General features: G+C 71.4%; 27 protein-coding genes. 14 read left to right on the forward strand and 13 right to left on the reverse strand.

The window, feature by feature from the left end:
• Nucleotides 1-147: 147 nt before the first annotated feature.
• The 4 genes from EXE48_RS09670 to EXE48_RS19060 all read left to right on the forward strand — a co-directional run bounded on the left by EXE48_RS09670 (nucleotide 148) and on the right by EXE48_RS19060 (nucleotide 5,527).
• Nucleotides 148-1,635 (forward strand): proton-conducting transporter transmembrane domain-containing protein, encoded by a 1,488-nt coding sequence (locus EXE48_RS09670; RefSeq protein WP_137711308.1) that lies wholly within the window; start codon nucleotides 148-150, stop codon nucleotides 1,633-1,635.
• Nucleotides 1,625-4,087, forward strand: a complete 2,463-nt coding sequence (locus EXE48_RS09675) for a DUF2309 domain-containing protein (protein WP_137711309.1) — start codon at nucleotides 1,625-1,627, stop codon at nucleotides 4,085-4,087. Before EXE48_RS09670 ends, EXE48_RS09675 begins: the two co-directional genes overlap by 11 nt.
• 261 nt (nucleotides 4,088-4,348) lie before the next feature.
• Nucleotides 4,349-5,146, forward strand: coding sequence for a ZIP family metal transporter (locus EXE48_RS09680; protein ID WP_137704496.1), 798 nt, complete (start codon nucleotides 4,349-4,351; stop codon nucleotides 5,144-5,146).
• 291 nt (nucleotides 5,147-5,437) lie between these two features.
• Nucleotides 5,438-5,527 carry a hypothetical protein gene (locus tag EXE48_RS19060; protein ID WP_137704543.1) on the forward strand — a complete coding sequence of 30 codons (90 nt, stop codon included), beginning with the start codon at nucleotides 5,438-5,440 and terminating at the stop codon, nucleotides 5,525-5,527.
• A gap of 54 nt (nucleotides 5,528-5,581) precedes the next feature.
• Here the strand turns inward: EXE48_RS19060 and EXE48_RS09690 are convergent, their stop codons facing one another.
• Nucleotides 5,582-5,926, reverse strand: coding sequence for a hypothetical protein (locus EXE48_RS09690; protein ID WP_121599722.1), 345 nt, complete (start codon nucleotides 5,924-5,926; stop codon nucleotides 5,582-5,584).
• A gap of 155 nt (nucleotides 5,927-6,081) precedes the next feature.
• Nucleotides 6,082-6,756 (reverse strand): phosphate signaling complex protein PhoU, encoded by a 675-nt coding sequence (phoU, locus tag EXE48_RS09695; RefSeq protein WP_137711310.1) that lies wholly within the window; start codon nucleotides 6,754-6,756, stop codon nucleotides 6,082-6,084.
• Nucleotides 6,757-6,870: 114 nt separating this feature from the next.
• Here phoU and EXE48_RS19265 point away from each other — a divergent pair, with 114 nt between their 5' ends.
• The 3 genes from EXE48_RS19265 to EXE48_RS09705 all read left to right on the forward strand — a co-directional run bounded on the left by EXE48_RS19265 (nucleotide 6,871) and on the right by EXE48_RS09705 (nucleotide 9,166).
• On the forward strand, nucleotides 6,871-7,005 hold the full coding sequence (locus EXE48_RS19265) for a hypothetical protein (protein WP_255409701.1): 135 nt from the start codon (nucleotides 6,871-6,873) through the stop codon (nucleotides 7,003-7,005).
• Between the two features lie 85 nt (nucleotides 7,006-7,090).
• Complete coding sequence (locus tag EXE48_RS09700) at nucleotides 7,091-7,834, forward strand: carbonic anhydrase (RefSeq protein WP_137711311.1); 744 nt, start codon at nucleotides 7,091-7,093, stop codon at nucleotides 7,832-7,834.
• Nucleotides 7,835-7,921: 87 nt separating this feature from the next.
• A complete protein-coding gene (locus EXE48_RS09705; RefSeq protein ID WP_053771040.1) occupies nucleotides 7,922-9,166 on the forward strand; it encodes an outer membrane protein assembly factor BamB family protein in 1,245 nt (414 codons plus the stop codon).
• 162 nt (nucleotides 9,167-9,328) lie between these two features.
• Here EXE48_RS09705 and ndk read toward each other — a convergent pair whose 3' ends face one another.
• The 4 genes from ndk to rpl7ae are packed head-to-tail and all read right to left on the reverse strand — an operon-like array spanning nucleotide 9,329 to nucleotide 10,596.
• On the reverse strand, nucleotides 9,329-9,808 hold the full coding sequence (gene ndk / locus EXE48_RS09710; protein WP_053771039.1) for a nucleoside-diphosphate kinase: 480 nt from the start codon (nucleotides 9,806-9,808) through the stop codon (nucleotides 9,329-9,331).
• Nucleotides 9,805-9,999, reverse strand: a complete 195-nt coding sequence (locus EXE48_RS09715) for a 50S ribosomal protein L24e (protein WP_004595320.1) — start codon at nucleotides 9,997-9,999, stop codon at nucleotides 9,805-9,807. Before EXE48_RS09715 ends, ndk begins: the two co-directional genes overlap by 4 nt.
• A gap of 3 nt (nucleotides 10,000-10,002) precedes the next feature.
• The gene (locus EXE48_RS09720) at nucleotides 10,003-10,227 is read right to left on the reverse strand and encodes a 30S ribosomal protein S28e (protein WP_004595321.1); all 225 of its coding nucleotides are present in this window, start codon (nucleotides 10,225-10,227) and stop codon (nucleotides 10,003-10,005) included.
• Between the two features lie 6 nt (nucleotides 10,228-10,233).
• Nucleotides 10,234-10,596, reverse strand: a complete 363-nt coding sequence (gene rpl7ae, locus EXE48_RS09725) for a 50S ribosomal protein L7Ae (RefSeq protein ID WP_006112392.1) — start codon at nucleotides 10,594-10,596, stop codon at nucleotides 10,234-10,236.
• A 278-nt stretch (nucleotides 10,597-10,874) separates the two neighbouring features.
• On the opposite strand from rpl7ae, the gene EXE48_RS09730 reads away from it, so the two are divergent.
• Nucleotides 10,875-12,323, forward strand: a complete 1,449-nt coding sequence (locus EXE48_RS09730) for a bifunctional metallophosphatase/5'-nucleotidase (RefSeq protein ID WP_053771038.1) — start codon at nucleotides 10,875-10,877, stop codon at nucleotides 12,321-12,323.
• Nucleotides 12,324-12,333: 10 nt separating this feature from the next.
• Here the strand turns inward: EXE48_RS09730 and EXE48_RS09735 are convergent, their stop codons facing one another.
• Both EXE48_RS09735 and EXE48_RS09740 read right to left on the reverse strand, forming a co-directional pair.
• Complete coding sequence (locus EXE48_RS09735; RefSeq protein ID WP_053771037.1) at nucleotides 12,334-13,227, reverse strand: bifunctional methylenetetrahydrofolate dehydrogenase/methenyltetrahydrofolate cyclohydrolase; 894 nt, start codon at nucleotides 13,225-13,227, stop codon at nucleotides 12,334-12,336.
• A 93-nt stretch (nucleotides 13,228-13,320) separates the two neighbouring features.
• Entirely contained in the window at nucleotides 13,321-14,097 is a 777-nt protein-coding gene (locus EXE48_RS09740; protein ID WP_137711312.1) for an aldo/keto reductase, read from the reverse strand.
• 208 nt (nucleotides 14,098-14,305) lie between these two features.
• Between EXE48_RS09740 and EXE48_RS09745 the strand changes: the two genes are divergently transcribed.
• Nucleotides 14,306-14,845: a hypothetical protein gene (locus EXE48_RS09745; RefSeq protein ID WP_137711313.1), complete on the forward strand. Its 540-nt coding sequence runs from the start codon at nucleotides 14,306-14,308 to the stop codon at nucleotides 14,843-14,845.
• A gap of 1 nt (nucleotide 14,846) precedes the next feature.
• On the opposite strand, the gene EXE48_RS09750 is transcribed toward EXE48_RS09745, so the two are convergent.
• The 3 genes from EXE48_RS09750 to EXE48_RS18770 form a co-directional block, all read right to left on the reverse strand.
• Nucleotides 14,847-15,596: a hypothetical protein gene (locus tag EXE48_RS09750; RefSeq protein ID WP_053771034.1), complete on the reverse strand. Its 750-nt coding sequence runs from the start codon at nucleotides 15,594-15,596 to the stop codon at nucleotides 14,847-14,849.
• Nucleotides 15,597-15,674: 78 nt separating this feature from the next.
• On the reverse strand, nucleotides 15,675-16,352 hold the full coding sequence (locus EXE48_RS09755) for an HAD family hydrolase (RefSeq protein ID WP_053771033.1): 678 nt from the start codon (nucleotides 16,350-16,352) through the stop codon (nucleotides 15,675-15,677).
• 57 nt (nucleotides 16,353-16,409) lie between these two features.
• A complete protein-coding gene (locus tag EXE48_RS18770; RefSeq protein ID WP_199236367.1) occupies nucleotides 16,410-16,550 on the reverse strand; it encodes a hypothetical protein in 141 nt (46 codons plus the stop codon).
• 126 nt (nucleotides 16,551-16,676) lie between these two features.
• On the opposite strand from EXE48_RS18770, the gene EXE48_RS09760 reads away from it, so the two are divergent.
• Nucleotides 16,677-17,816 carry a CBS domain-containing protein gene (locus EXE48_RS09760; RefSeq protein WP_053771032.1) on the forward strand — a complete coding sequence of 380 codons (1,140 nt, stop codon included), beginning with the start codon at nucleotides 16,677-16,679 and terminating at the stop codon, nucleotides 17,814-17,816.
• A 72-nt stretch (nucleotides 17,817-17,888) separates the two neighbouring features.
• Here the strand turns inward: EXE48_RS09760 and radB are convergent, their stop codons facing one another.
• Together radB and EXE48_RS09770 are read right to left on the reverse strand one after the other, a co-directional pair.
• A complete protein-coding gene (gene radB / locus EXE48_RS09765; RefSeq protein ID WP_121599732.1) occupies nucleotides 17,889-18,596 on the reverse strand; it encodes a DNA repair and recombination protein RadB in 708 nt (235 codons plus the stop codon).
• 197 nt (nucleotides 18,597-18,793) lie between these two features.
• Nucleotides 18,794-19,000 carry a cold-shock protein gene (locus EXE48_RS09770; RefSeq protein ID WP_004595330.1) on the reverse strand — a complete coding sequence of 69 codons (207 nt, stop codon included), beginning with the start codon at nucleotides 18,998-19,000 and terminating at the stop codon, nucleotides 18,794-18,796.
• Between the two features lie 208 nt (nucleotides 19,001-19,208).
• Here EXE48_RS09770 and EXE48_RS09775 point away from each other — a divergent pair, with 208 nt between their 5' ends.
• The 4 genes from EXE48_RS09775 (at nucleotide 19,209) to EXE48_RS09790 (ending at nucleotide 21,900) form a co-directional block, all read left to right on the forward strand.
• Nucleotides 19,209-19,904, forward strand: a complete 696-nt coding sequence (locus EXE48_RS09775) for an SCO family protein (protein ID WP_053771030.1) — start codon at nucleotides 19,209-19,211, stop codon at nucleotides 19,902-19,904.
• Nucleotides 19,901-20,446, forward strand: coding sequence for a TlpA family protein disulfide reductase (locus EXE48_RS09780; RefSeq protein WP_053771029.1), 546 nt, complete (start codon nucleotides 19,901-19,903; stop codon nucleotides 20,444-20,446). Before EXE48_RS09775 ends, EXE48_RS09780 begins: the two co-directional genes overlap by 4 nt.
• A 16-nt stretch (nucleotides 20,447-20,462) precedes the next feature.
• Nucleotides 20,463-21,128, forward strand: a complete 666-nt coding sequence (locus EXE48_RS09785) for a cytochrome c biogenesis protein CcdA (RefSeq protein ID WP_053771028.1) — start codon at nucleotides 20,463-20,465, stop codon at nucleotides 21,126-21,128.
• 115 nt (nucleotides 21,129-21,243) lie between these two features.
• Nucleotides 21,244-21,900 carry an AIM24 family protein gene (locus tag EXE48_RS09790; protein ID WP_053771027.1) on the forward strand — a complete coding sequence of 219 codons (657 nt, stop codon included), beginning with the start codon at nucleotides 21,244-21,246 and terminating at the stop codon, nucleotides 21,898-21,900.
• Nucleotides 21,901-21,919 lie beyond the last annotated feature (19 nt).

The raw sequence follows: 21,919 nt of genomic DNA on the forward strand, positions 1-21,919 counted from the left end.
TAATGTTCTTTAATTTGGGATCTGCGAACGAATTGTGAATACAGACAATTTTAATAGACGTTACGTTCTCTGAAGCAGGTAGATGCGACCGAATTCGGATTCGGACGCGGTCCGGACTCCGGCGGCGGTCGCGTGACGGCTCGAACGATGTCAGGACGCACCTCGAAACGGACGGTCGGAGCGCTCCGGGAGACGGCGAACGCGTCGCCCGTTCCCGTCGCACTAACACGGCTCGCGTGGACGCTGTTCGCCGCGAGCGTCGCCGTCCTCGTCGCCCGACTCCGACTCGGCGGACCGTGGGAGGTCCCCGGCGCGGTCGCCGTCGACGGGCTGACCGTCCTGATGTGGGTGGTGGTCACGTTCTTCAGCGGGATCGTCCACAGCTACTCGCGCCGCTACATGGCCGGGAGCGCCCACGAGACCGACTTCTTCCTCGGCGTCTTCGGGTTCACGCTCGCCGTGATGGCGCTCGTCGCGGCCGACCACGTCGCGCTGTTCTGGACCTGCTGGCTGGCGATGGGGCTCCTGATGGCCCGGCTCGTCGGCACGGTCGACGGCTGGCCGCAGGCCCGCGCCGCCGCGAGCGTCGCCCGGCGTCACTTCCTCGCCAGCAGCGCGCTGCTCGGCGTCGCGCTGACGGCGCTGTGGCGGACGACGGGCGAGACGACCATATCCGGCGTCGCCGCGAGCGCCGACGCCCTCGGCGGGCCCGCGTGGCTCGTCGCCGGCGCCGCGCTCGTCCTCGCGGCGATGATCCAGTCGGCGCTGATCCCGTTCCACGGCTGGCTGCTCTCCTCGATGACCGCCCCCACGCCCGCCTCGGCGCTGATGCACGCCGGGTTCGTCAACGCGGGCGGGATCCTGCTGCTCCGCTTCGCGCCCGTCGTGACCGTCGAGACCGGGCTGATGCTCACTATCGTGGTCGTCGGCGCCGCGAGCGCCCTCGGCGGGAAGCTGCTCAAGACCGTTCGCTCCGACGTGAAGGGCGAACTGGGCTGCTCGACGGTCGGGCAGATGGGCTTCATGATCGTCCAGGCCGGGCTCGGCTTCTTCGGCGCCGCCGTCACGCACCTCATCCTCCACGGCTTCTACAAGGCGTACCACTTCCTGAGCGCGGGCGACGAGGTCGAGCGCGCGGCCCCGGGAGCGACCGGCCACGACGCCGGCGGTACGGGCGTCGTCGGCGCGGTCGTCGTCCTGCTGACGGGGCTCGCGGGCGGCGCGACGTTCGCGCTCCTGACGGGGAAGGGGACGAGCGTCGACACCGGGCTGCTGCTCGCCGGGTTCGTGACGCTCACGACGCTCCACGCAGCCCGGAGCGCCGTCCGGCAGACCGCCCTCTCGACGGCGGCCCGCTACGCGGCGGTCCCGCTCGTCGCGCTCCCGGCCATCGGCGTGTACGCGCTCGCGTATCGGGCCGTCTCGGGGGTCCTCTCCGGGCTCCCGCTCGTCTCCGCGCCGACCGAGCTGACCGCGGTCCACGCCGTCGTCGCCGTCGCCTTCCTCGCGGCGTACGTCGCGGTCGAGACCGGCGTCCACGAGCGGAGCGAGCGCCTCTACGTCGCACTGCTGAACGCGAGCCAACCGGCCTCGAACACCGTTCTGACCGCCACGGAGGAGTACAATGACAACTGAGACCGGTACCGACGACGCCGACGGCATCGAAGCGGAGATCGACGCGGCCGCGACCGCGGTGGGCTCGGTCTGGCCGGTCCACTCGTTCGTGACCGCGAACCCCCTCGCCGGTTTCGAGGACCTGCCGTTCGACGAGGCCGTGAGCCGGGCGGCGACCCTGCTCGGCGGCCGCGGCTACCCGCGCGCGGAGACGTTCCGGGCGGCCCTCGACGAGGGGCGGATCGACCCGGAGCGCCTCGACGGGGAGCTGACCGACCGGGGGTACGAGATGGACCCGGAGGCCGTGCTGGAGCGGCTGGCGGCGGCCGAGGACGCGGACGGGGCGAGCGGCGCCGGCGAGGCGGACGGCTCGGACGCGGGCGCCGACCGCGTCGACCGCGTGCTGACGAAGTGGCTCTCGGCGTTCCTCGACGAGGGGCAGGCCGAGTGGTCGATGCCGAACCGCGAGGCGGGGTTCTACGACGCGTTCCGCTCGGTGGCCCGCCACGACGACGAAATTCCCGACGACGGGCTCGTCGCCGACCTGCCGGCATCGCCGACCGAGGCGATCGAGGCCGCGCTGGCGCCGTATCCCCGCGAGCGGTGGGAGGCCGTCTTCGAGGCGCAGTTCGCCGCGCTCCCCGGGTGGACCGGCCTGCTCAAGCGGCGCGCCGACGACGGCGGCGCGTGGCAGTCCGCGTACCCGATCACGCTGACGGGGTACCTCGCGGCGCGGCTCGCGCTGGCGGACTCCCTCGAGGTCGACCTCTCGCCGCCCGAGACCGACGGGCCGGCGGTCGAGCCGAGCGACGAGATCGCCGACGCGTTCCTGAGCGCGTGGGAGGCGACGTACCGCGACGGGCTCGTCGAGCGCGTCGCCGCCGAGAGCGAGGCCCGCGGGGAGGAGCGCGGCGCGCGCGCCGACGGCGGCGCGTCGGGTCGCCCGGACGCCCAGCTGGTCTTCTGTATCGACACGCGCTCGGAGGTGATCCGCCGGCACGTCGAGGCGACCGGCGACTACGAGACGCACGGGTACGCCGGCTTCTTCGGCGTCCCGATGGAGTACAGCGGCTACGGCGCCGACGTGTCCGTCGACGCCTGTCCGCCGATCCTCGACCCGCAGCACCGCGTCGAGGAGGTCCCGACGGACGGCGCCGCGCGCAGGAGCCGCGACCGCTGGGGCGGCCTCGCGGAGGCCGCCGGCGAGGTGGTCGAGACGCTGCGGTCGAACCCCGCCACCGCGTTCAGCTTCGTTGAGGGCGCCGGGAGCGGGTACGGGCTCGCGCTCGCCGCGCGCACGCTCGTCCCCGGTCGGGTACGCGACCTGCTCGGCGGCGCCGACGGCGCGATTCCGGGCGACCACGAGTTCTGCGACCCGGGCGTCCACGGACACGACGCCGACGCCGAGGGGCTTCCGACGGGGCTGTCCCGCGACGAGCGGGTCGAGTACGCCGCGACCGCGTTCGAGCTGATGGGGTGGGAGTCGTTCGGCCGCCTGGTCGTCTTCACGGGCCACGCGGCCGAGACGGCGAACAACCCCTACGACTCCAGCCTCGACTGCGGCGCCTGCGCCGGCAACCCGGGCGGGCCGAGCGCCCGCGTGCTCGCCGCGATCTGTAACGACCCCGAGGTCAGGGACGGACTGCGCGAGCGCGGGATCGACGTGCCCGACGACACCGTCTTCCTCGCCGCCGAACACAACACGACGACCGACGAGGTGACGCTGTACGACCGCGACGTGCCCGACTCGCACGCCGCCGAGCTCGAACGGCTGCGCGCGGACCTCGACGCCGCCCGCGAGCGCGCCGCCGACGAGCGCACCGGCGGGGCCGCCGCGGGAGCGGGCGTCCGCGAGACCGAGCGCCGCGCCGGCGACTGGGCCGAGACACGCCCCGAGTGGGGGCTGGCCGGCAACGCCGGCTTCGTCGTCGGACCCCGCGATCTGACGGACGGCCTCGACCTCGACGGGCGCGCCTTCCTCCACTCGTACGACTGGGCGACCGACCCGGACGGCGACGCGCTCGAAGCGATCCTCGCCGGACCGATGGTCGTCACCCAGTGGATCAACGCGCAGTACTACTTCTCGACGGTCGACAACGCGGCGTACGGCAGCGGGTCGAAGGTGACGCACAATCCCGTCGGGAACGTCGGGGTCTACCAGGGCAACGGGGGCGACCTGATGACCGGCCTCCCGCTCCAGTCGGTCATGGCCGCCGACGACGAGCCGTACCACCTGCCCCTCCGGCTCTCGACGGTCGTCCACGCGCCGGTCAACCGCGTCACCGAGATCCTGGCCGACAACGAGTCGGTGGCGGGGCTCTTGGACAACGGCTGGCTGTCGCTGACGGTCGTCGACCCGACGCGGGACCACCGCGCCTTCGAGTACGAAGGTGACCTGACGTGGGAACCGACTCCCGAGGAGGCCGGAGCGGACGCGGAACCGAGCACGGCCCCCGCCGTGGCGGACGACTGAGATCACGGCCCGCTCGGCGAGGGTGCGTCGCCGATTACCTCTGGGTGTAATCCGCCGTGTAACCCCGTTCAAACCGTCATCGCGGCTGTTCCGCGGTCCGTAGGTGCGGGTCCGCGTCCGGTTTAGACACGTGCCCCGAAGTTTTATTAATTCAGGTAATTTAGTTATTACCGCACAATAGTGACCGGAGACCATCACTCCCGAGTTGCGACGGATCGATCGACGGCCGTCCGGGAACGAGCCGTCGGAGCGACGGGACTAATGGCGCTCATACTCCTGTCGGTGGCAGCGATAGTCGACGGTGTTAACTGGAAGCTCGTGGCGGTCTCTTGGACCGCGTTCGCGGCGATGGCCGTCGGCGCACCGCTCGGAGCGCGTGCGGTGCGGAGCAGCAACCCCTTGGAGCCGGTCTGGGGGTACGGGCTGGCCAGCGGCGCGATGGTGACCAGCGCCGCGCTCTTCTTGATCCCCCAAGCACTCGGTCAGCACGGCCGGCTCGGCAGTCTCGGCATCGCGATCGGTTTCCTCGGCGGGTACGCCGGCCACACGGTCGGACACCTGTTCACACATCGGGAGCTGCCCGTCGATCGAACGACGGCTGAACTGACGGTTCACGCGCTCTCGGCCGGTGCGATCATCGGCGCGATCTACGCGGCGATGCCCTCGCTCACCTCCGTTCTCGGTATCGCGCTCGTCTCGCACAAGGCGCCCGCCGGGTACGCCGCGGCCCGTCGCCTCGCCGAGCGGGGGCAGTCGGTCGTCGCCCTGCTGTTGCCCGCGGCAGCGGTCGGCATCGTGGCTCTCCCGGTCGGCATCGCCGGGGTTTCGCCGGAGAGCGGGCTTCGCGGGCTCCTGTTCGGCATCGCCGCCGGCGTGTTCCTTCACGTCGCCGTCGATCTGCTGCCGGAGTGTACCACCGGGAGCGAGACGTGCCCGGTCGACGCCGCGGACCACGACGCCGACGGTCACCGGCTCCGGGACCGGCTCCGCCGCCACGCCGTCCTGAGCTCGATCCTCGGCGGCGTCGCGGTCGTCGTGGCGTGGTGGGCCGCGGTCTGACGCGCGCCGAGGCCCTGACGGCGCCCGCCGCCGCCGACTGAGTTCCGCGGATCCCGGAGCGGCCGTTCCGGCCGGCGTTCGGTCCGGGACCGCGCCGGCTCATCGGGTCGCGAGCGAGAGCATCGAGGCCGGCCGACTGCGTGATCCAGAACGCCGTCGAGAACCAGGCGCCGCTGCTGGCGCGGAAGACCGTCTCCTACGTCGAACACCGGCCGACGCAGCGCGGGCGCGAGCGCGTCTTCGAGAAGGGCCACACGACGAGGACAGGACGGGAGCGGGTTCGGCCTCGCCATCGTCGAGCGCATCGTCGACGCGCACGGCTGGGACGTACGCATCGACGAGGGGGCCGCGGGGGGCTCCCGCATCGAAATCGTCACCTGAACGCCGGGTCGCCCCTCCCGAACCGGGGTCGGCGTTCGCAAGGGGAGAGCCTGTTCAGACGCCGGGCACCCCGAACGCGCTGATACCGAGCCCGAGAACGCCGTTCAGCACGGCGATGACGACCAGGGCGGCGGCCCACGCGACGAGTCCCATGACCGCCGCGTCCCTCCAGCCGCCGGGGTACCGCCAGTTGATCACCCACACCCACGCGACCAGCGCGACGACCGGACCGATCAGCGGGATCAGCGATCCGAGCGCCCAGGCGAGGGCGCCGAGCAGCGCCGTGACCACGGCGTGCGAGTAGTCGTCGACGCCCGCGACGATCCGACCGCTGACGTAGATGCCCAGGCCGCCGACCAGCAGCGCGACGACGAACGAGACGATTGCTCCGAGAACCATGCGTCGGACATCGCCGGTCTGACGGATATAACAGGGGGGCAGCGTCAGGCTCGGTGACAGGTTCCGAGCCGGCGGCGCGGACTGTACCGGGCCGGTGACGGAGACAGCGGCCGGACCGTCGACGCGGCGGAAGATCGGAGGGGCCCGGGCGCCGGTCAGTACAGCAGTGCGTCGTCGTTCTCGATCATGTACAGCGACCGGGCCGCGATGTTGACCGCGTGGTCGCCGACGCGTTCGAGGTCGCGGATCGTGAGCAGGAGCCGCGAGACGTTCCGCATCGTCGCCTCCACGTCCTCCTCCTCGCGGAGTTCGTCGCGCTCGATGAGGTCGCGGACGACGAGGTCGCTCGCGGCCTCGCAGGCGGCGTCGAGGTCGTCGTCCGCCTCGGCGACCGCGTAACAGCGCTCGGGGTCCGACTCCGCGTAGGCGTCCATCGCCTCCTCCAGCATCGCCAGCGTGTCGTCGCCGATGCGCTGAACGTCGACGTCGGGGAACGCCTCGCGGTCCGCCCGCTTCGCGTACTCCCCGAGGTTCGTCGCGAGGTCCGCGATCCGTTCGAGGTCCGTGATGATCTTGAACGAGGCGGCGATGAACCGCAGGTCGCCCGCGACCGGCTGCTGTAACGCGATGAGGTCCGTACACCGCCCCTCCAACTCCAGGTAGCGGTCGTTGATCTCGGCGTCGCCGGCGATCACTTCCTCGCCTAACTCCTCGTCCTGCTGTTCGAGGGCGTCGAGCGCCTTGCGGAGGCGCTCGGCGACCACTTCGCTCATGTAGAGTACGTCGTCGCGGAGCCCCTCTAACTTCGTCTGGTACTCTTCGCGTGGCATCGTGTTGGCGTATCCGCCACGCCGGACGCACTAAAACACGTCGGCGGAGGCGACGCCGCGCGGTCCGGCGGCTCGGTCGAAGCGTTCAAACCCCGCGGCGACGAGGGGGCGAACATGCAGAACCTCGAAGACATCGTCCTCGACGAGAACGAGGAGGCCCTCGCCCCGGCGGTCGTGATCGCGACGGTCGCGCTCCTCGCGGTGTTCGTCGTCGGAATCGCGGTCTCCCTCGTCGGACTCGTCGCCTGAGGGCGGCCGCCCGCGCGGCGAGCGCGGTCCGCTTCGGCGAGGCCCCCGCACGGCGTTTTTTGTTCCCGCGGGCGGTCGGGACGGTATGGACGGCCGGATACTCGCCGACCTCCTCGACCGAAACGACGACCACGTCGCTGCGCTGCCGCCCGGCTCCTTCAACCGGCACCGCGACGAACAGCGGCCGGGCGTGGTCTCCGTCTGCTGTTCCGACTCGCGCGTCTCGCAGGAGGGGATGTTCGCCGTCGACGAACCGGGGTACCTCTTCGCGTCCGGCACCATCGGCAACAGCGTCAGCGCCGTCGTCGACGGCGAGCGGGTCCTCGACGGGAGCGTGGCGTATCCGCTCGGACACACCCACACCGAGGTGCTCGTCGTGGTCGGCCACACCGGGTGCGGCGCCGTCGACGCCGCGCTCACGGCGGCCCGCACAGGCGAGTTCCCGAGCGAACCGGGCGTCCGCGCCGACGTCGAGGCGCTGCTGCCGATCGTCGAGGACGGGCTGAGCGATCCGCGGGTCGTCGGCGGGGCGACCGACGAGACGGGCGGGGACGCGGCGGGCGAGTACCGGGGCGACGACGCCGACCCCTCGCTCCGCGACCGCCTCGTCGAGCACAACGTCCACGAGCAGGTCGCGTTCGCCCGCGGGCGGGAGGAGGCTGCGGACGCGACCGTGTACGGTTTCGTCTACGACCTCCACGGCGCGTACGGCGACCGCGACGGCGCCGTCTACCTCGTCGACGCCGACGGCGAGCGCGACCCCGCCGCGCTGCGCGACCTCGTCGGCGAGGAGCGCGCCGACCACGTGGGGACGCTGCTGGGACGGTAGGGCCGGATCCGGGCAGTACTCCCCGCGACGCGGGCCGGGGGGCCGCATCCGACAACCGTTTCACGGCGACGCCCGAATGGGGTTCAAATGGACCGACGCGTCCTGTTCGCGACGCTGATCCTGCTTGCCGGCGGGGCGACCGGCGTGGGCGTGGCGCTGTTCGCGTTCGTCGGCGTCGACGACGCCACCACGGGGACGACGGTCGTGTGGGAGTCGGAACCGGCGGCCGGCGACGACGGCAGCGGCGCCGTGGTCGCGACCGTCGACGGCGACCCGCTCCTCCTCCGGCCCGCGGTCGAGAACGGGTCGCGGGTCGTCCGCGCGACGATCGTCGGGACCGATGAGACCCCGTGGACGGTGCCGATAGCCGGGCCGGACGCCGAGCGCGGCGGCGGCGACGACGGGGACGGCTCCGGCGACGGTCCCGTCGGCGTCAGCGGCCTCGCGACGGGCACCCTCGGCGGCGACCCGGTCGTCGCGCTCACCACGGCGTCAGGCGGGCTCGTCGTCGTCGACGCGGCCGACGGGGCGAGGCGGTTCGCGGTCGACCTCGGCGGCCCATCGGGGATCCGCCCCGCCATCGGCGACCTCACCGGCGACGGAAGCGCGGAGGTGGCCGCGGTCACGGCCGACGGGGGCGTTCTCGTCGTCGACGGCGAGGGCGACGCGGTCGCGGAGGCCTCGCTGTCGGGCGAGGTGACCCGGCGACCGCTCGTCGCCGAGCCCGACGCCGAGGCCGGCGAGCGGGGCGGGCTGGCGGTGCTGACGACAGCCGGCGACCCCGCGACGGTCCACATGCTCGACGCGAGCGGCGGGACGCGCTGGACGACCGAGCCGAGCGTGAACCCGCTGAGTTGGAACGCGGCGGACAGTCGCGACGGACCGGTGCTGGCGCTCGGCGGCGCGAACGGGAACATCGAGACCGTCGAGACGAGCGACGGCTCCGACCGGTACGAGGTGAAGCTCCAGGACCGCCCGATCGCCGTGGGGGACGCCGACCCCGGTCGGGTGTACGTCGGCGGCTCCGGGAGCGTCTGGGCCGTCGACCTCCTCGACGGCGAAGTGGTCTGGAAACAGCAGTACGGCGCCTCGACCCGGATCAACGAGCCGCGGATGGGCGACGTCGACGGGAACGGCGAGCGCGCGCCGGTCGTGGTCAACCGCGCCGGCGAGGTGCTCGCGATGACCCAGCAGGGCGAGGTGCTCGCCCGGGGCGGCCCCGCCGATGTCGTCGTCTACGGCGGGCCCCTGTTCGCCGACGTGACGGGCGACGGCGGCGACGAAGTGATCGTGGTCACCGACGACGGGACCGCGATCGCGGTCGACACCTGAGCCGGCGGGGGACCGTCGCTGTCGTTTATGTGCGGTCCGTCGGGAGAAACCGGACGACAGAGCGGAACTCTCCGGGAGAATTCACCGGAAACGCGGTGTGTCGAGCGAGCGATGGCTCTCCGGAGGCGGGGCGGCGGCGAAAAGCGAAATCCGCGAGCGGCGTCAGTGGTCCTCTTCCTCGTACACCCACGCCGAGGTGTCAAGGTCGTAGTCGACGAGTTCCTCGTCGTCGAAGAACAGGTCGATCTCGCGCTCGTTGGCGCCCTCGTCCTCGTGGTCCGACGCGTGGATCACGTTGTGGCCGAGGTCTAAGCCGAAGTCGCCGCGGATCGTGCCCGGGGCGGACTCGGTCGGGTCGGTCTCGCCGACCATCGCGCGGACCTGTCGGGTCGCGTCCGCGCCCTCCCACACCATCGCGAAGACGGGGCCGGAGGTGATGAACTCGACGAGGCCGTCGAAGAACGGCTTATCCTCGTGCTCGCCGTAGTGCTCCTTCGCGAGCTCCTCGTCGAGCTGAACGAACTTGCCGCCGACGAGCTTGAGCCCGCGCTCCTCGAAGCGAGAGACGATCTCGCCGATGAGGCCGCGCTGGACGCCGTCGGGCTTCACCATTACGAACGTGCGCTCGTCGTGGTGGCTCACTGCTCGTCGCCTCCGGCTCGGTGGCCCTCCTCGGTCCACTCGACGTCGCGCGCCTCGCGGCCGAGGAAGTAGTTCTTCTCCGCCTTCGAGTCGACGAAGTGGAGGACGGTGCCGTCCTTCTTGACGAACATCGTGCCCGTGCCGGGCTCGATCTCCTCACCGCTGTAATCGCAGGTGCGTGTCTCGACCATTGGTTATCGGCCTCCGATGGAGTCGGCGTCGCGCTGGGTCTCCCGCAGCTGGAGCACGTCGCCCAGACGGACGGGACCCAGGACGTTCCGGGTGATGATCCGGCCCTGGTTCGATCCCTCCTGGATGCGGCACTTGACCTGCATGGCCTCGCCGTGCATCCCGGTCTTGCCGACGACCTCGATGACCTCCGCGGTCGTCGAGTCGCCGGTGCCCTCTTCTGCGCTCATGGGAGGTTATCGGAGCTCCGCGACCTTCTCGCCGATGTCCTCGACGTCGTCGTCGGCGTCGCCGGCGTCGACGACAGCGGCGGCGGCCGAGCCGACCTCGAGGCCGGCAGCCTGTCCGACCTCGTCCTGGGTGTCGACGAAGGCGACGGGGATCCCCTTCTCCTCGGCGAGCTCGGGGAGGTGCATCACGATCTCCTCGGGGGAGACGTCCTCCGCGACGATGACCAGGTCGGCGTTGCCGCGCTCGACGGCCTTGGTGGTCTCGTTGGTTCCTTTCTTCACGGTGCCGGTGTCTCGGGCGACCTCGAGCGCTTCGAGGGATCGCTCCGCGAGGTCCGCCGGGGTGTCGTAGTCTACGTAAACGGGCATATGTTGTTCACCTATCCTCCGTGTAGGCTCGCGTGTCCGTCCCGTGGTCGGTCCCTAACGGAACGGCACATCATCGACCCCACAGAGGCTGTGCCCCGTCGTAGTCCGGACATCCATAAAAGCGCTTTCAATGTCCTGCGCGTGTGCGAGCGGGGATCACGGGGCGAAACCGCGGGCGGGGGAACGGACGGCGCGCGAGCCGCCCCCGGCCCGACCGCGCGGGCGCCGGCCGACTCCGCGATTTTTAAGCCCCGCTCGCCCCTCCCGTCCCACATCGAATGGTCCGCCTCGTTCACTACTCCGACATCGAGAACGTCTTCGACGCCCCCGAGCGGGCGGCCCGCCTGGCCGGCCGGATCCGCGCGCTCTCGGGGCCCGACGCCGCGGTCGTCGCCACCGGCGACACGACCGCGCCGGGCGTCCTCTCGCTGGTCGCGACCGGCAGGCAGGTCCTCGACTTCTACGAGGCGACCGACACCGTCCTCGACACGTTCGGCAACCACGAGTTCGACTACGGGCCCGACCCGCTCCGCGACCTCGTCGCCGACTCGCCGGCGACGTTCGTCTCCGCGAACGTCCGCGACGAGGACGGCGAGCCGTTCGGGCGCGCCGAGGGCGTCGTCCCGTGGGCGACGCGCGAGGTCGACGGCGAGACGGTGGGGTTCGTCGGCGTCACCGACCCCGCGACGGACTCGCTGAACCCGATGGCCGCCGACCTCTCGTTCGACGACCCCGTCGCCGCGGCGCGCGACGCGCTCGCGGAGATGCGGACCGCGGTCGCCGAGCGCCGGGACCGGGGGGCGCCGGCGAGCGAGAGGGGCGCGGCCGCCGGCGCCGACCCCCTCGATCGCGTCGTCGTCCTCTCGCACCTCGGCGCGGGCGACGACGACCTCGCCCGCGGGCTCGACGTCGACGCGGTCCTCGGCGGCCACGTCCACAGTCGCCGGAACGAGGTCGTCGACGACACGCTGCTCGTCCGGCCCGGCGTCAACGGGGAGACGGTGGCCGAGATCGACCTCGACGCCGACCCCCCGACCGCGACGCTCCACGAACCGGACGGGGCCGACCCCGCGCCCGGCCTCGAAACCGCGCTCGCGGAGCGGATGGCCGCGGCCGACCTCGGCGAGGTCGTCGACACGGTAGAGAAGCCGATCGAGCGGACGGGCGACGTGGTCCACGGCGGGGAGTGCCGCGTCGGCAACTTCGTCGCGGACGCGTTCCGCTGGGTCCACGACGCCGACGTTGGCCTGTCGAACGCCGGCGGGCTCCGCCAGGGCGACCCGTGGACTGGCGGCGTGACGAAGGCGGACCTGATCAGTCTGATCCCGTTCGAGGAGCCCGTCGCGCTCGCCTCGGTCACGGGCGCGGAGCTCGGCGACGTGTTCCGCGAGATGGCCGCGCCCGACGTGGACTTCGGCGAGGACGACTGGTGGCACGGCCACGTCTCGAACGCCCGGGTCGTCTGGGACGACGACGCCGAACTGATCTTGGAGGCCACCGTCGGCGGTGAGCCGATCGACCCCGACGCCCGCTACACGGTCGCCGTCTCCGAGTACCTGCTCCACTCGGAACACGAGTACCCGACGCTCGCCCAGCGCCACCGGATCGACGAGGCGGACATCCAGTACGAGGTGCTGGCCGACTACGCCCGCGAGCGGGGGATCGACCCCGAGATCGAGGGCCGGATCGAGATCCGGAACCGCGCCGCCGCGGCCGACGACGACTGAGCGGCGAGCGCTACGGTAAGTTCACGTCGACATCGCGCCGGAGCCCGGCCGCCTTCACCGTGTTGTAGAGGAGCATCGCGCGCGTCATCGGTCCCACGCCGCCGGGTACCGGGGTGATCGCCCCCGCCACCTCGCTGGCCGACTCGTAGTCAACGTCGCCGACGAGTTCGTACCCCTTCTCGGTGTCCGCGTCGACCCGGTTTATGCCCACGTCGATCACGGTCGCGCCCTCCTTGAGCATCGAGCCGTCGACGAACTCGGGGAGCCCGGCGGCCGCGACGACGATGTCGGCCCCCGCCAGCTTTCCCTCCAAGTCCTCGGTGCGGGAGTGGCAGACCGTGGTCGTCGCGTTGCCGGTCGGCGACTTCTGGATCAGCAGGTTCGCCATCGGCTTGCCGACGATGTCGGAGCGGCCGACGACGACGGCGTCGGCGCCCTCCGTCTCCACGTCGTAGGCGTCGAGCAGCTTCTGGACGCCGTGGGGGGTGCAGGGCTTGAACCGGGCGTCGCCCGCGACGAGGCGGCCGACGTTCTCCGGGTGGAAGCCGTCCACGTCCTTCTCCGGGTCGATCCGTCGGAGGACCGTCCGCTTGTCCACGTGGTCCGGGAGCGGGAGCTGGACCAAGATCCCGTGGACGTCGTCGCGGTCGTTGAGGTCGTCGATCGTCTCGTACAGCTCGCTCGCGGGGGCGTCGGCGTCGATCTCGACGTGGAAGCTCTCGATGCCGACCTCCTCGCAGTCGCGCTGTTTCATCGAGACGTACGTCTCGCTGGCCGGGTCGTCGCTCATCAGCACCGTGGCGAGCCCCGGCTCGACCCCGGCGTCGGAGAGCCGCGTCACCTCGTCGGCGACCGCGCCGCGCACGTCGGCCGCGACCGACTCGCCGTCGATGATCTCGGTCATACGCGACCGTCGGCGGTCCCGAGGTAAAAGTGAACCGGGATCGTGCGTATCTAGCCCGATTTGAATCAGATCTGATCCGAATTTATGGATCGACTATTCGGGGAACAGCTCCTCCTCGCGCTCGACGGCGTCGATCGCGGCGACCTCCGCGTCGGTGAGGTCGAGGTCGGCCGCGGCGAGGTTCGCCCGGAGATGCGCCTCGCTCGACGCCTTCGGGATCGTCACGACCGGTTCCTTGGCGGCGGCCCACGCGATCGCGACCGCCTCGGGCGTCGTCCCGTGCGCGTCCGCGACCTCGGTTACGGCGTCGACCTCGCGCACCCGCCCGCCGGCGAGCGGCGAGTAGGCGACGACGGGGTAGCCGTGCTCGCGGGCGTGGTCGAGCAGCTCCGGACGGTAGAACAGCGGATGGAGCTCGGTCTGGTGGGCGGCGGGCGGGCGGCCGAGGACCTCGACCGCGCGGTCGAGGTCCGCGAGCTCGAAGTTCGAGACGCCGACGTTCCGCACGAGGCCCTCCTCGACCAGTCGGTCGAGCGCCGGCAGCGTCGTCTCGGGATCGTAGTCGCCGCGCGGTCGGTGGACGTACAGCAGGTCGATCGCGTCGACCCCCAGTCGCTCCGCGCTCTCGCGGGCCGCGGGCGCGACCGCCTCGCCCTCGAGGTTGTCGATCCACAGCTTCGTCGCGACGGTCACCTCGCCGCGATCGAGGTCGACGGCGGTCAGCCCCGCGGCGAGCCCGTCGCCGACGACGGCCTCGTTGTCGTAGATCCGAGCGGTGTCGAGGTGGCGGTAGCCGACCGAGAGCGCGGTCGCGACCGCGTCCGGGTCGTCGATCCCCATCGTTCCGAGGCCGACCGGCGGGAGGTCCATGCGCCGGCGTCCGGGCGACGCGGACAAAAGCCTCCCGTCACGTCGGCGACCGCAATCCGACGCGGCGCCGGAGGCCACGGGATCACTTAGGTGGGCGGCGCTTGTAGCCCGGGGTGACGATGTCAGTCCGCCCTCCGCGTGGCCCCCGCGCCGGACCCGCTCCGTCCGCGCCGCCCGTCGAACGAGCGCCGATCGATCCCCGCGCCGCGTGACCCGGACCGGGACGTGGTCGTTCGCGACGACCGTGGGACGAGTCGAGGTCGCCCCCGACGAGATCCGTGTTCGGAAGGGGCTCGCTCGCGTGGCCGAGACGACCGTCAGGCGCCTCGCGAGCGGCCGAGCGCCGCCCGTCGGACGCGAGGTTGGCTGGTCGGCCGTCGCGGGCGCGATCGCCCTCCTCGGGGCCCTGATCGAGCTGGCCGCCGGGTCCGGGGAGGGGATCGAGGTGGCCGGGTTCGCGCTCGCGACGGCGCTCGCCGGGACCGGCGTCACGGCGCTCCAGAACGCCCGCGTCGAGGTGTCGACCCGCGATGTCCAGTACGTCGCGTTCAGGGACGGCGACGTGGTCGTCGTCCGCGACGACGACGGCGACGAGGGCGAGACCGTCCTTCGCCCCCGGTCGCCAGCGGCCCGGAACGACGCGGCGCTGGCCTTCCGACTGCGCGGGATCGAGGTCCGCGGCGCGGCCGACGCGGAGGGCGTCTCCCGGACCGTCGTCGACGCGCCGAAGGCCGAACCGGTCGCGTGAGTCACCGCGTCATCGACACCGACCGCTCGACGACCTCGTATCCCTGCGCGGCGAGCACGTCGGCGTAGTACCGCTCCGCGACCCGTCCCTGCGGGAGGCGGCGGAGGTCGAACCGCCGCGTCGGCCGCAGTTCGACGTCGACCACGCTCCCGCCGTCGGCCGCCTCGCGGACCGCGACCGCGTACGACGCCCACGGCTTCCCGCCGGCAGTCCCCTCGATTTCGACCGTCGCGACCGGGCGGCGCTCGGACTCGCCCGCGTCGACCGCGCCGCCGAGCGCGTCCCCGTCGCTCGCGTCGACGGAGAGGTCGAGCTCGACCGTCTTGAGCCCCAAGAGGTACGAGAACTCGTACGTCGCGGCCGTTCCGGACGCGTCTCCGTCGGCGGAGTCGGTCGGGCCGTCGTCGACCTCGCGCACCTCGTCGGCGACGGCCCACTGGAACGCGAGGATCGGCGGTTTCCCGGACGCGAACTCGCGCACGACCGTCGCGGGCGGGGCGTCCGTCCGGAGCCGCGCGGTGCCGCGCCGCCGGAACGCGGGCGCGCGGAGCGCGAGCAAGAGGAGGCCGGCGACCGCCACCCCGGGCCAGAGAGAGAGCGCGGTGACGGCCGCGAGGACGGCGCCGGCGGCGAGCAGCGCGAGCGTCCAACTGACCGCGCGCTCGGCGCGGCGGTAGCGGGCGGTCGCGTCGTCGAGTGCGTCTCGGTCGGTGCGTCGGCGCGACCCGACGCGTGCGGAGGGCGCGGACACGGCTCTGACTCGTCGGGCGCGTAGTTCAGGATTGCGGTCGGGCCCCGGTCGGTCGGCGTCGTCCGCGAGGGCCGGCGGTCAGGCCGGACCGTCGGTCGGCGCGCGGCCGCAGATGCTGACGAGGTCGTGGAGGTCGTCTATCTCGTAGGTCGGGTGGCAGGCGAGCTCCGTCGACCGGCGGTGCGGGCGGCGGAGGAACGCGGAGTCGATCCCCGCGTTGTCGGCCGCGCGCACGTCGGACTCGTTGTCGCCGACGAACAGCGCCGTCTCGGCGCCCATGTCCTCGAGGGCGCGTTCGAGGTAGTAGGGAGAGGGCTTCTTGCGCGAGAGGCTGGCCACCGAGGGCTCGCGGCCGTACGCGACTTCGAAGTGGCCCGCCAGCCCGAAGTGGTCGAGGAGGGCGTCGACGGTCTCCTGCTGGTTCGAGGAGACGACGCCGAGCGAGGCGTCGAGCGCGCGGAGCGCGTCCACGTCGTCGTACGGCGTCTTCTGCCCCTTCCGGGCCGCGTCGATCTGCGCCGCGGCGGCGGTCTCGTCCCTGACCCGCCAGAACTCCGTCGGGTCGACCCCGTACCGCTCGCAGATGTCGGTCAGGGTCGCGGGGTCGACGCCGACGGCCACGTCGTCGACGTGCGAGAGGTCGGGATCCTCGACGCCGAGGCTCACGAACGCGTCCCACGCGGCCTCGCGGAGCGTGTCGAACGGCGTCCGTCCGACCAACACCCCGTCGTTGTCGAGGACGACGGCGTCGTACACGCATCCCCGTGCGGGGGTAACGGGCAAAAAGCTTTCACACGCCGGGTGGACGGCGCCTCACACGCCGAAGAGGCGGAGGAAGAGCCCGCCCAGCACCGCGAGCGCGCCGGCGATCACGCCGACGGAGGGGATCGGAACCGGCAGCGGGATCACGATCAGCGCGACGCCGGCGGCGATCAGGGCGGTCGAGATTTTCACGCAACGACTTGGTCGGCGACACGCAAATACCTTCAGGCGGATTCCGGCGAACGGGCGAGACGTGTCGGCGTGCGCGACGACTCCCGCACTTTCAATACCCGGCCCGTCGAACCCTCGAAGTGGACTATGAACATCTCTGATATCGCGGTCGCGGAATACGTGGAGGTCGACGTCGACGAGCGGCTCGCCAAGGTCCGTTCTATCTTCGAGCGAGAGAACCCCAAGGGGATCGTCGTCGTCGAGGACGGCGAGTACGCCGGCGTCGTCGGCGAGAAACAGCTGGTGCGGTCGCGCATGGAGGACGACACGAAGGTGTCGGCGGTGATGAAGCCCGCGCCCTCCGTCGACCGACACGAGGACGTACGCGAGACCGCTCGGCTCCTCGTCGAGGGCGACGTGAAGATCGCGCCCGTCTACGAAGGGGAGAAGCTCTACGGGATCGTCACCGTCGACCAGATCCTCGAGGCCGTCATCGACAGCCTCGACGCGATCACCGTCGCCCAGATCGCCACCGAGGACGTGATCGGCATCGGCGAGACGGAGAGCGTCGGCCGCGCGATCAACCGCCTCCGAGAGAACGGCGTCTCCCGGCTCCCGGTCCTCGACGACGAGGGTGACCTCGTCGGCGTCGTCACCACGAACGACATCGTGGAGTTCGTCGTCCGCGACCAGGAGCGGCAGGGCAGCGGCGACCGCGCCGGCGACATCGACCGGATGCTCGACATCCCGGTCTACGACATCATGTCGAACCCCGTCGTCACGGCGGCGAACGACGAGACCGCGCAGACGGTCGTCCAGCGCATGTTCGACAACGACGTCTCCGGGCTGGTCGTCACCCCCGAGGGCGCCGACACCGTCGCCGGGATGGTGACGAAGACCGACGTGCTGCGCGCGCTCACGTTCACCGAGCAGGACTCGATGGACGTCCAGATCACGAACGTCGACCTGCTGGAGGGGACCTCCCGCGAACACATCGTCGAGTCCATCGAGCAGGTCGCGGACAAGTACGCGGAGATGCAGGTCATCCACGCGCACGTCCGGCTCCACGCGCACAAGGAGAAGCTCCGCGGCACGCCCCTGATCCAGTGTCAGATCCGCCTCCGCACCAACGAGGGGCAGGTCGGCGGCTCCGGCGAGGGGTACGGCGCCGAGCACGCCTTCCACGTCGCGCTCGACAAGCTAGAGCGGAACGTCTTAGAGATCAAGGGCGTCAACGCCGACGAGGAGTACCGCGGCCAGCTCCTCCGGAAGCTCGGCGAGCTGTGAGCCGGTAGGCCGCCGTCCGGTCCACCGACCGCCCTCTTCTTCTCCGCCTTCCGCGGCCGTTCGCCGCGTCGGCTACCCGTCCGCGCCCTCCGCGAGCCCGTCGCCGACGATGCGGAAGGTCGCGGTGTCGCCCGCGGGCTTCGACCGGTGCTTTTCGAGGGTCACGCGGCGGTTCCCGCCGCGGAACCGGTCGACGCGGAGGATCGCGCCGGTCCAGTGGTTGAGGGTGTTGCCGCCGAGCGCGCGGTCCCGGTCCCCCTCCGGGTCGGTGAACACCTGGTTCGTGATCACCACGGCGACATCGTGACGCCGGGCGAGAGAGAGGAGATGGGTCACCTGCTTTGCGACCTTCCGGAGCGACTCGCCGCCCTGAGTGTCGCCGGCGCGCTCCAGCCGGTAGAAGCCCGTCGCGGAGTCTAACACGATCAGCTCGACCTCCTCGGCGAGCTCCTCGGCGTCGCGGACCGCCTCGCGCTGGTCGTCGAAGTCGTACGCCTCCGAGATGACCAGCCGCGCGGCGAGCGCTTCGAGGTCCTCGTCGCCGTCGCCCCGGTCGAGCCGGCCGGCGGCCATCTGCTCGAACCGGTCGATGGAGAGCCCCTCGGTGTCGACGTAGAGGGCTCGGTCGCCGCCGGCCGCGACCTCGACCGCCGCGGCGAGCGCGAGGTTCGTCTTCCCCGCGGCCGGCGGGCCGTACACCTGCGTGACGACGCCGCGCTCGAAGCCGCCGCCCAACAGCTCGTCGACCGGCCGGCAGCCGGTCGGGATCGGATCGCTCACTGGGCCCGACTTGGCCCGCGCTCGTATTTAAACGGTCGATCGCGTCGCTCCGCGGGGGCCGGCCGTCGCGCGGCAGCGATCAGCCGCCGCTCGCGGAGGCGTGATACGTGTGAGAGAAACGGAGACGGCGCCGATCGCGTCGAGCGACGGCCGAAATCCGGTGGTTCGTGCGGACGCGTCGTCCGCGGTGTGAAGGGTTAGTTGCGGACGAGGTTCGTCGCGCGGGGTCCCTTGGGGGACGACTCGATGTCGAACTCCACTTCCTGCCCCTCCTCGAGGTCCGGGCCGCCGACGTCTTCCATGTGGAAGAACACGTCTTCGTCGTCGTCGAGGTCGCCGTCGTCAGTCGAGATGAAACCGTAGCCGCCAGTGTCGTTGAAGAAATCAACCTTACCGTTTGCCATTGCGAATAAACGTACAGCCGGTTGGGGGATAACCCTTGCGAGGGTCACGGTACCACGGGGGTTCCGGACGTTTGTCCACCGGTCTGATCGCACCGGAGCGGCCGTTCACGGCGGCTGGGACCGCTTTCCGGGCGATATCGGTCGTGTTCATCGCGCGCCACCAGGCGCGGGGTTCATTTACGAGCGACCACGTAGGTCGGGCAACGACATGGACCGCCGCAACTTCCTCCGCTCGCTCGCCGCCTCCGGCGCCGTCGCTGGGACGACCGCCACGGCCGGCTGTGCCGGCGTCCTCGGTGAGTCCGGTCCCGAGGGGACGATCCTCGGCCCGCCGGAGCAGACTCGGGGAGACCCGGTCCACCCGATCCAAGGCGACGAGATGCCCGAATTCACCGTTCCCGACCCGATCACGGGCGAGGAGATATCGACGGCGCAGTTCGAGGGCGAGCGCGCGTTCCTGTGGACGATGTTCTACACCAACTGCCCCGACGGCGTCTGTCCGGCCCTCATCCTCCGCCTTCGGCGCGCGCAGGAGGTCGCCGCCGAGGAGGGGTTCGAAGACGAGGCGGCGTTCCTCCCCACCACGTTCGACCCCGAGCGCGACACCGCCGAGGTCCTCCGGGAGTACGCGGACCAGCGCGGGGTCGACCTCGACGCCGGCAACTGGCACTTCCTCCGCCCGGAGACGTACGAGCGCGGCCAGGAGCTGTTCGACGAGGAGTTCGGGCTCAAGATCGAGAAGGCGTTCGACAACGACTACGAGAGCTTGGAGTACACGTTCCCGCACTACGGGCTCATCCTCCTCGTCAACAAGCGTGGGATCGTCGAGCGCGCGTACCCGCGCGGCCCCGCGACCGACGTGGAACGGATCGTCGACGACTTCCGGCGGGTGGTCACGGCGTGAGGCGACGACACCTGCTGGCGGGGCTCGCGAGCGCCGGGGCGCTCGGCGGGGCCGGGGTCGTCGCGACCGGCGGGGTCCCGGACGCACTCGGGGGCGGCGACGCTCCAGAGCCGATCGAGCCGGTGACGCTCGACACGGTCGACGCGCCCGGGAGCCGAGGCGGTGAGGTGACGCTTCCCGCGCCCGGCCGGCCGACGTTCGTCGACTTCTTCGGGACGTGGTGTCCCCCCTGCGCCGAGCAGATGCCGGCCCTCGCGGCGGCCCACGATCGGATCGGCGACGAGGTGCTGTTCGTCTCCGTGACGACGGAGCCCGTCGGCGAGAGGATTAGCGAGGACAAGGTGGTGGATTGGTGGCGTAAACACGACGGTGACTGGCTCGTCGCCGCCGACGTCTCAGCCGAACTCGCGGCGCGGCTCGACGTCGGGAGGTATCCCAGTGCCCGCGCCATCGACGCCTCGGGACGGGTCCGGTGGGCGACCTCCGGGACGCACACCGCCGACGAGTTCGTCGCGGGCATCGAGCGGGCGCTCGACGGATGACGCGGCGACCCGACTCATGACCGACATCTCGCTCGCGACGAACGTCCCGCTGGCCGTGGCTGCGGGCGTAACAACGTTCTTTTCGCCGTGCGCGTACCCGCTCTTACCCGGGTACGTCGGCTTCTACGTGAACTCCGTCGACGCCGACTCCGCGTCCGTCGTCGGGGCGGGAGTTCGAGGTATCGCTGCCGCCGTCGGCGTGCTCGCGACGTTCGCGTTGCTCGCCGGCGCGACTGTCCGAGTCGGCTACTCGACGCTGTCGAACATCACCGTGTTCGAGACGCTCGTCGGAGCGCTACTGATCGCTTTCGGCCTGCTCGTGGTCGCCGGGCGCGCGCCGTCGGTGTCGGTGCCGCTGCCGGAGCGGCGGTCGAGCGTACTCGGATTCGGCGTGTTCGGCGCGGGGTACGCGCTCGCCGGCGCGGGCTGCGTGGCGCCGGTGTTCCTCAGCGTCGTCGCCCGCGCCATCGCGCTCCCGCTGGAGACGGCGGTACTGCTCGTAGGCATCTACGCCGGCACCGTCGCGGTCCTGATGGCCGCGACGACCGTCGCGACCGGCGTCGGCCTCGTCAGCAACGCGAACCGGGTGATGGCCCACGCCGGCCTGCTGAAGCGGATCGCCGGCGCCGTGATGGTCGTCGCGGGGATCGGACAGCTCTACCTCGCGCTGGTCGTGTACTGAGCCCGGGCGCGTCGCGGGCGCCCCGTGCGAGGCGCTCGCACGCCGCCCCATACCTTCTTAACCGATAGCGCGGAATTCCCGTACAGCCGAACCGCTGCGGTTCGGTCCCCGTACCATGAACCTAGACGAATTCACCGCCGCGAACGCACCGACGGACAGCGCGGAACCCTTCCAGCGCGAGAACAGCTACACCTTAGACGTCGACGTCGACGGCACCGTCATGGCGAAGGCCGGCTCGATGGTGGCGTTCACCGGCGACGTGTCGTTCACCGGGAAGGCCTCCGCGGAGGGCGGCATCACCGGCTTCCTCAAGGAGGCCGCCACCGGCGAGGGGACGCCGATCATGGCCGTCGAGGGGCAGGGCCACGTCTACTTCGCGGACGACGGCAAGAAGGTCCAGGTGATCGAACTCGGCGCCGGCGAGTCGATCACGGTCAACGGCGAGGACGTGCTCGCGTTCGAGGAGTCGCTCTCCTACGAGATCAACACCATCGACAGCCTCGCCGGCGCGCTCGCCGGCGGCTTCAGCAACGTCTACCTCGAAGGCCCGGGCTACGTCGCGATCACGACGCACGGCGATCCGATCGTCTTGGAACCGCCGGTGGCGACCGACCCGAGCGCGACGGTCGCGTGGGGCGGCACGTCGCCGGACGTGGAGGTCAACCGGAGCCTCTCGGACATGATCGGCCAGGAGTCGGGCGAGCGCTACCAGATGCGCTTCGACGGCGCCGACGGCTTCGTCGTGGTCCAGCCGCGCGAGGAACACGTCTAAGGCGGGAAGGCGACACCCC

Origin of the sequence: Halorubrum sp. ASP1, from assembly GCF_005435135.1 — an archaeon.
In the GTDB taxonomy this organism is placed as follows: Archaea; Halobacteriota; Halobacteria; order Halobacteriales; family Haloferacaceae; genus Halorubrum; species Halorubrum tropicale.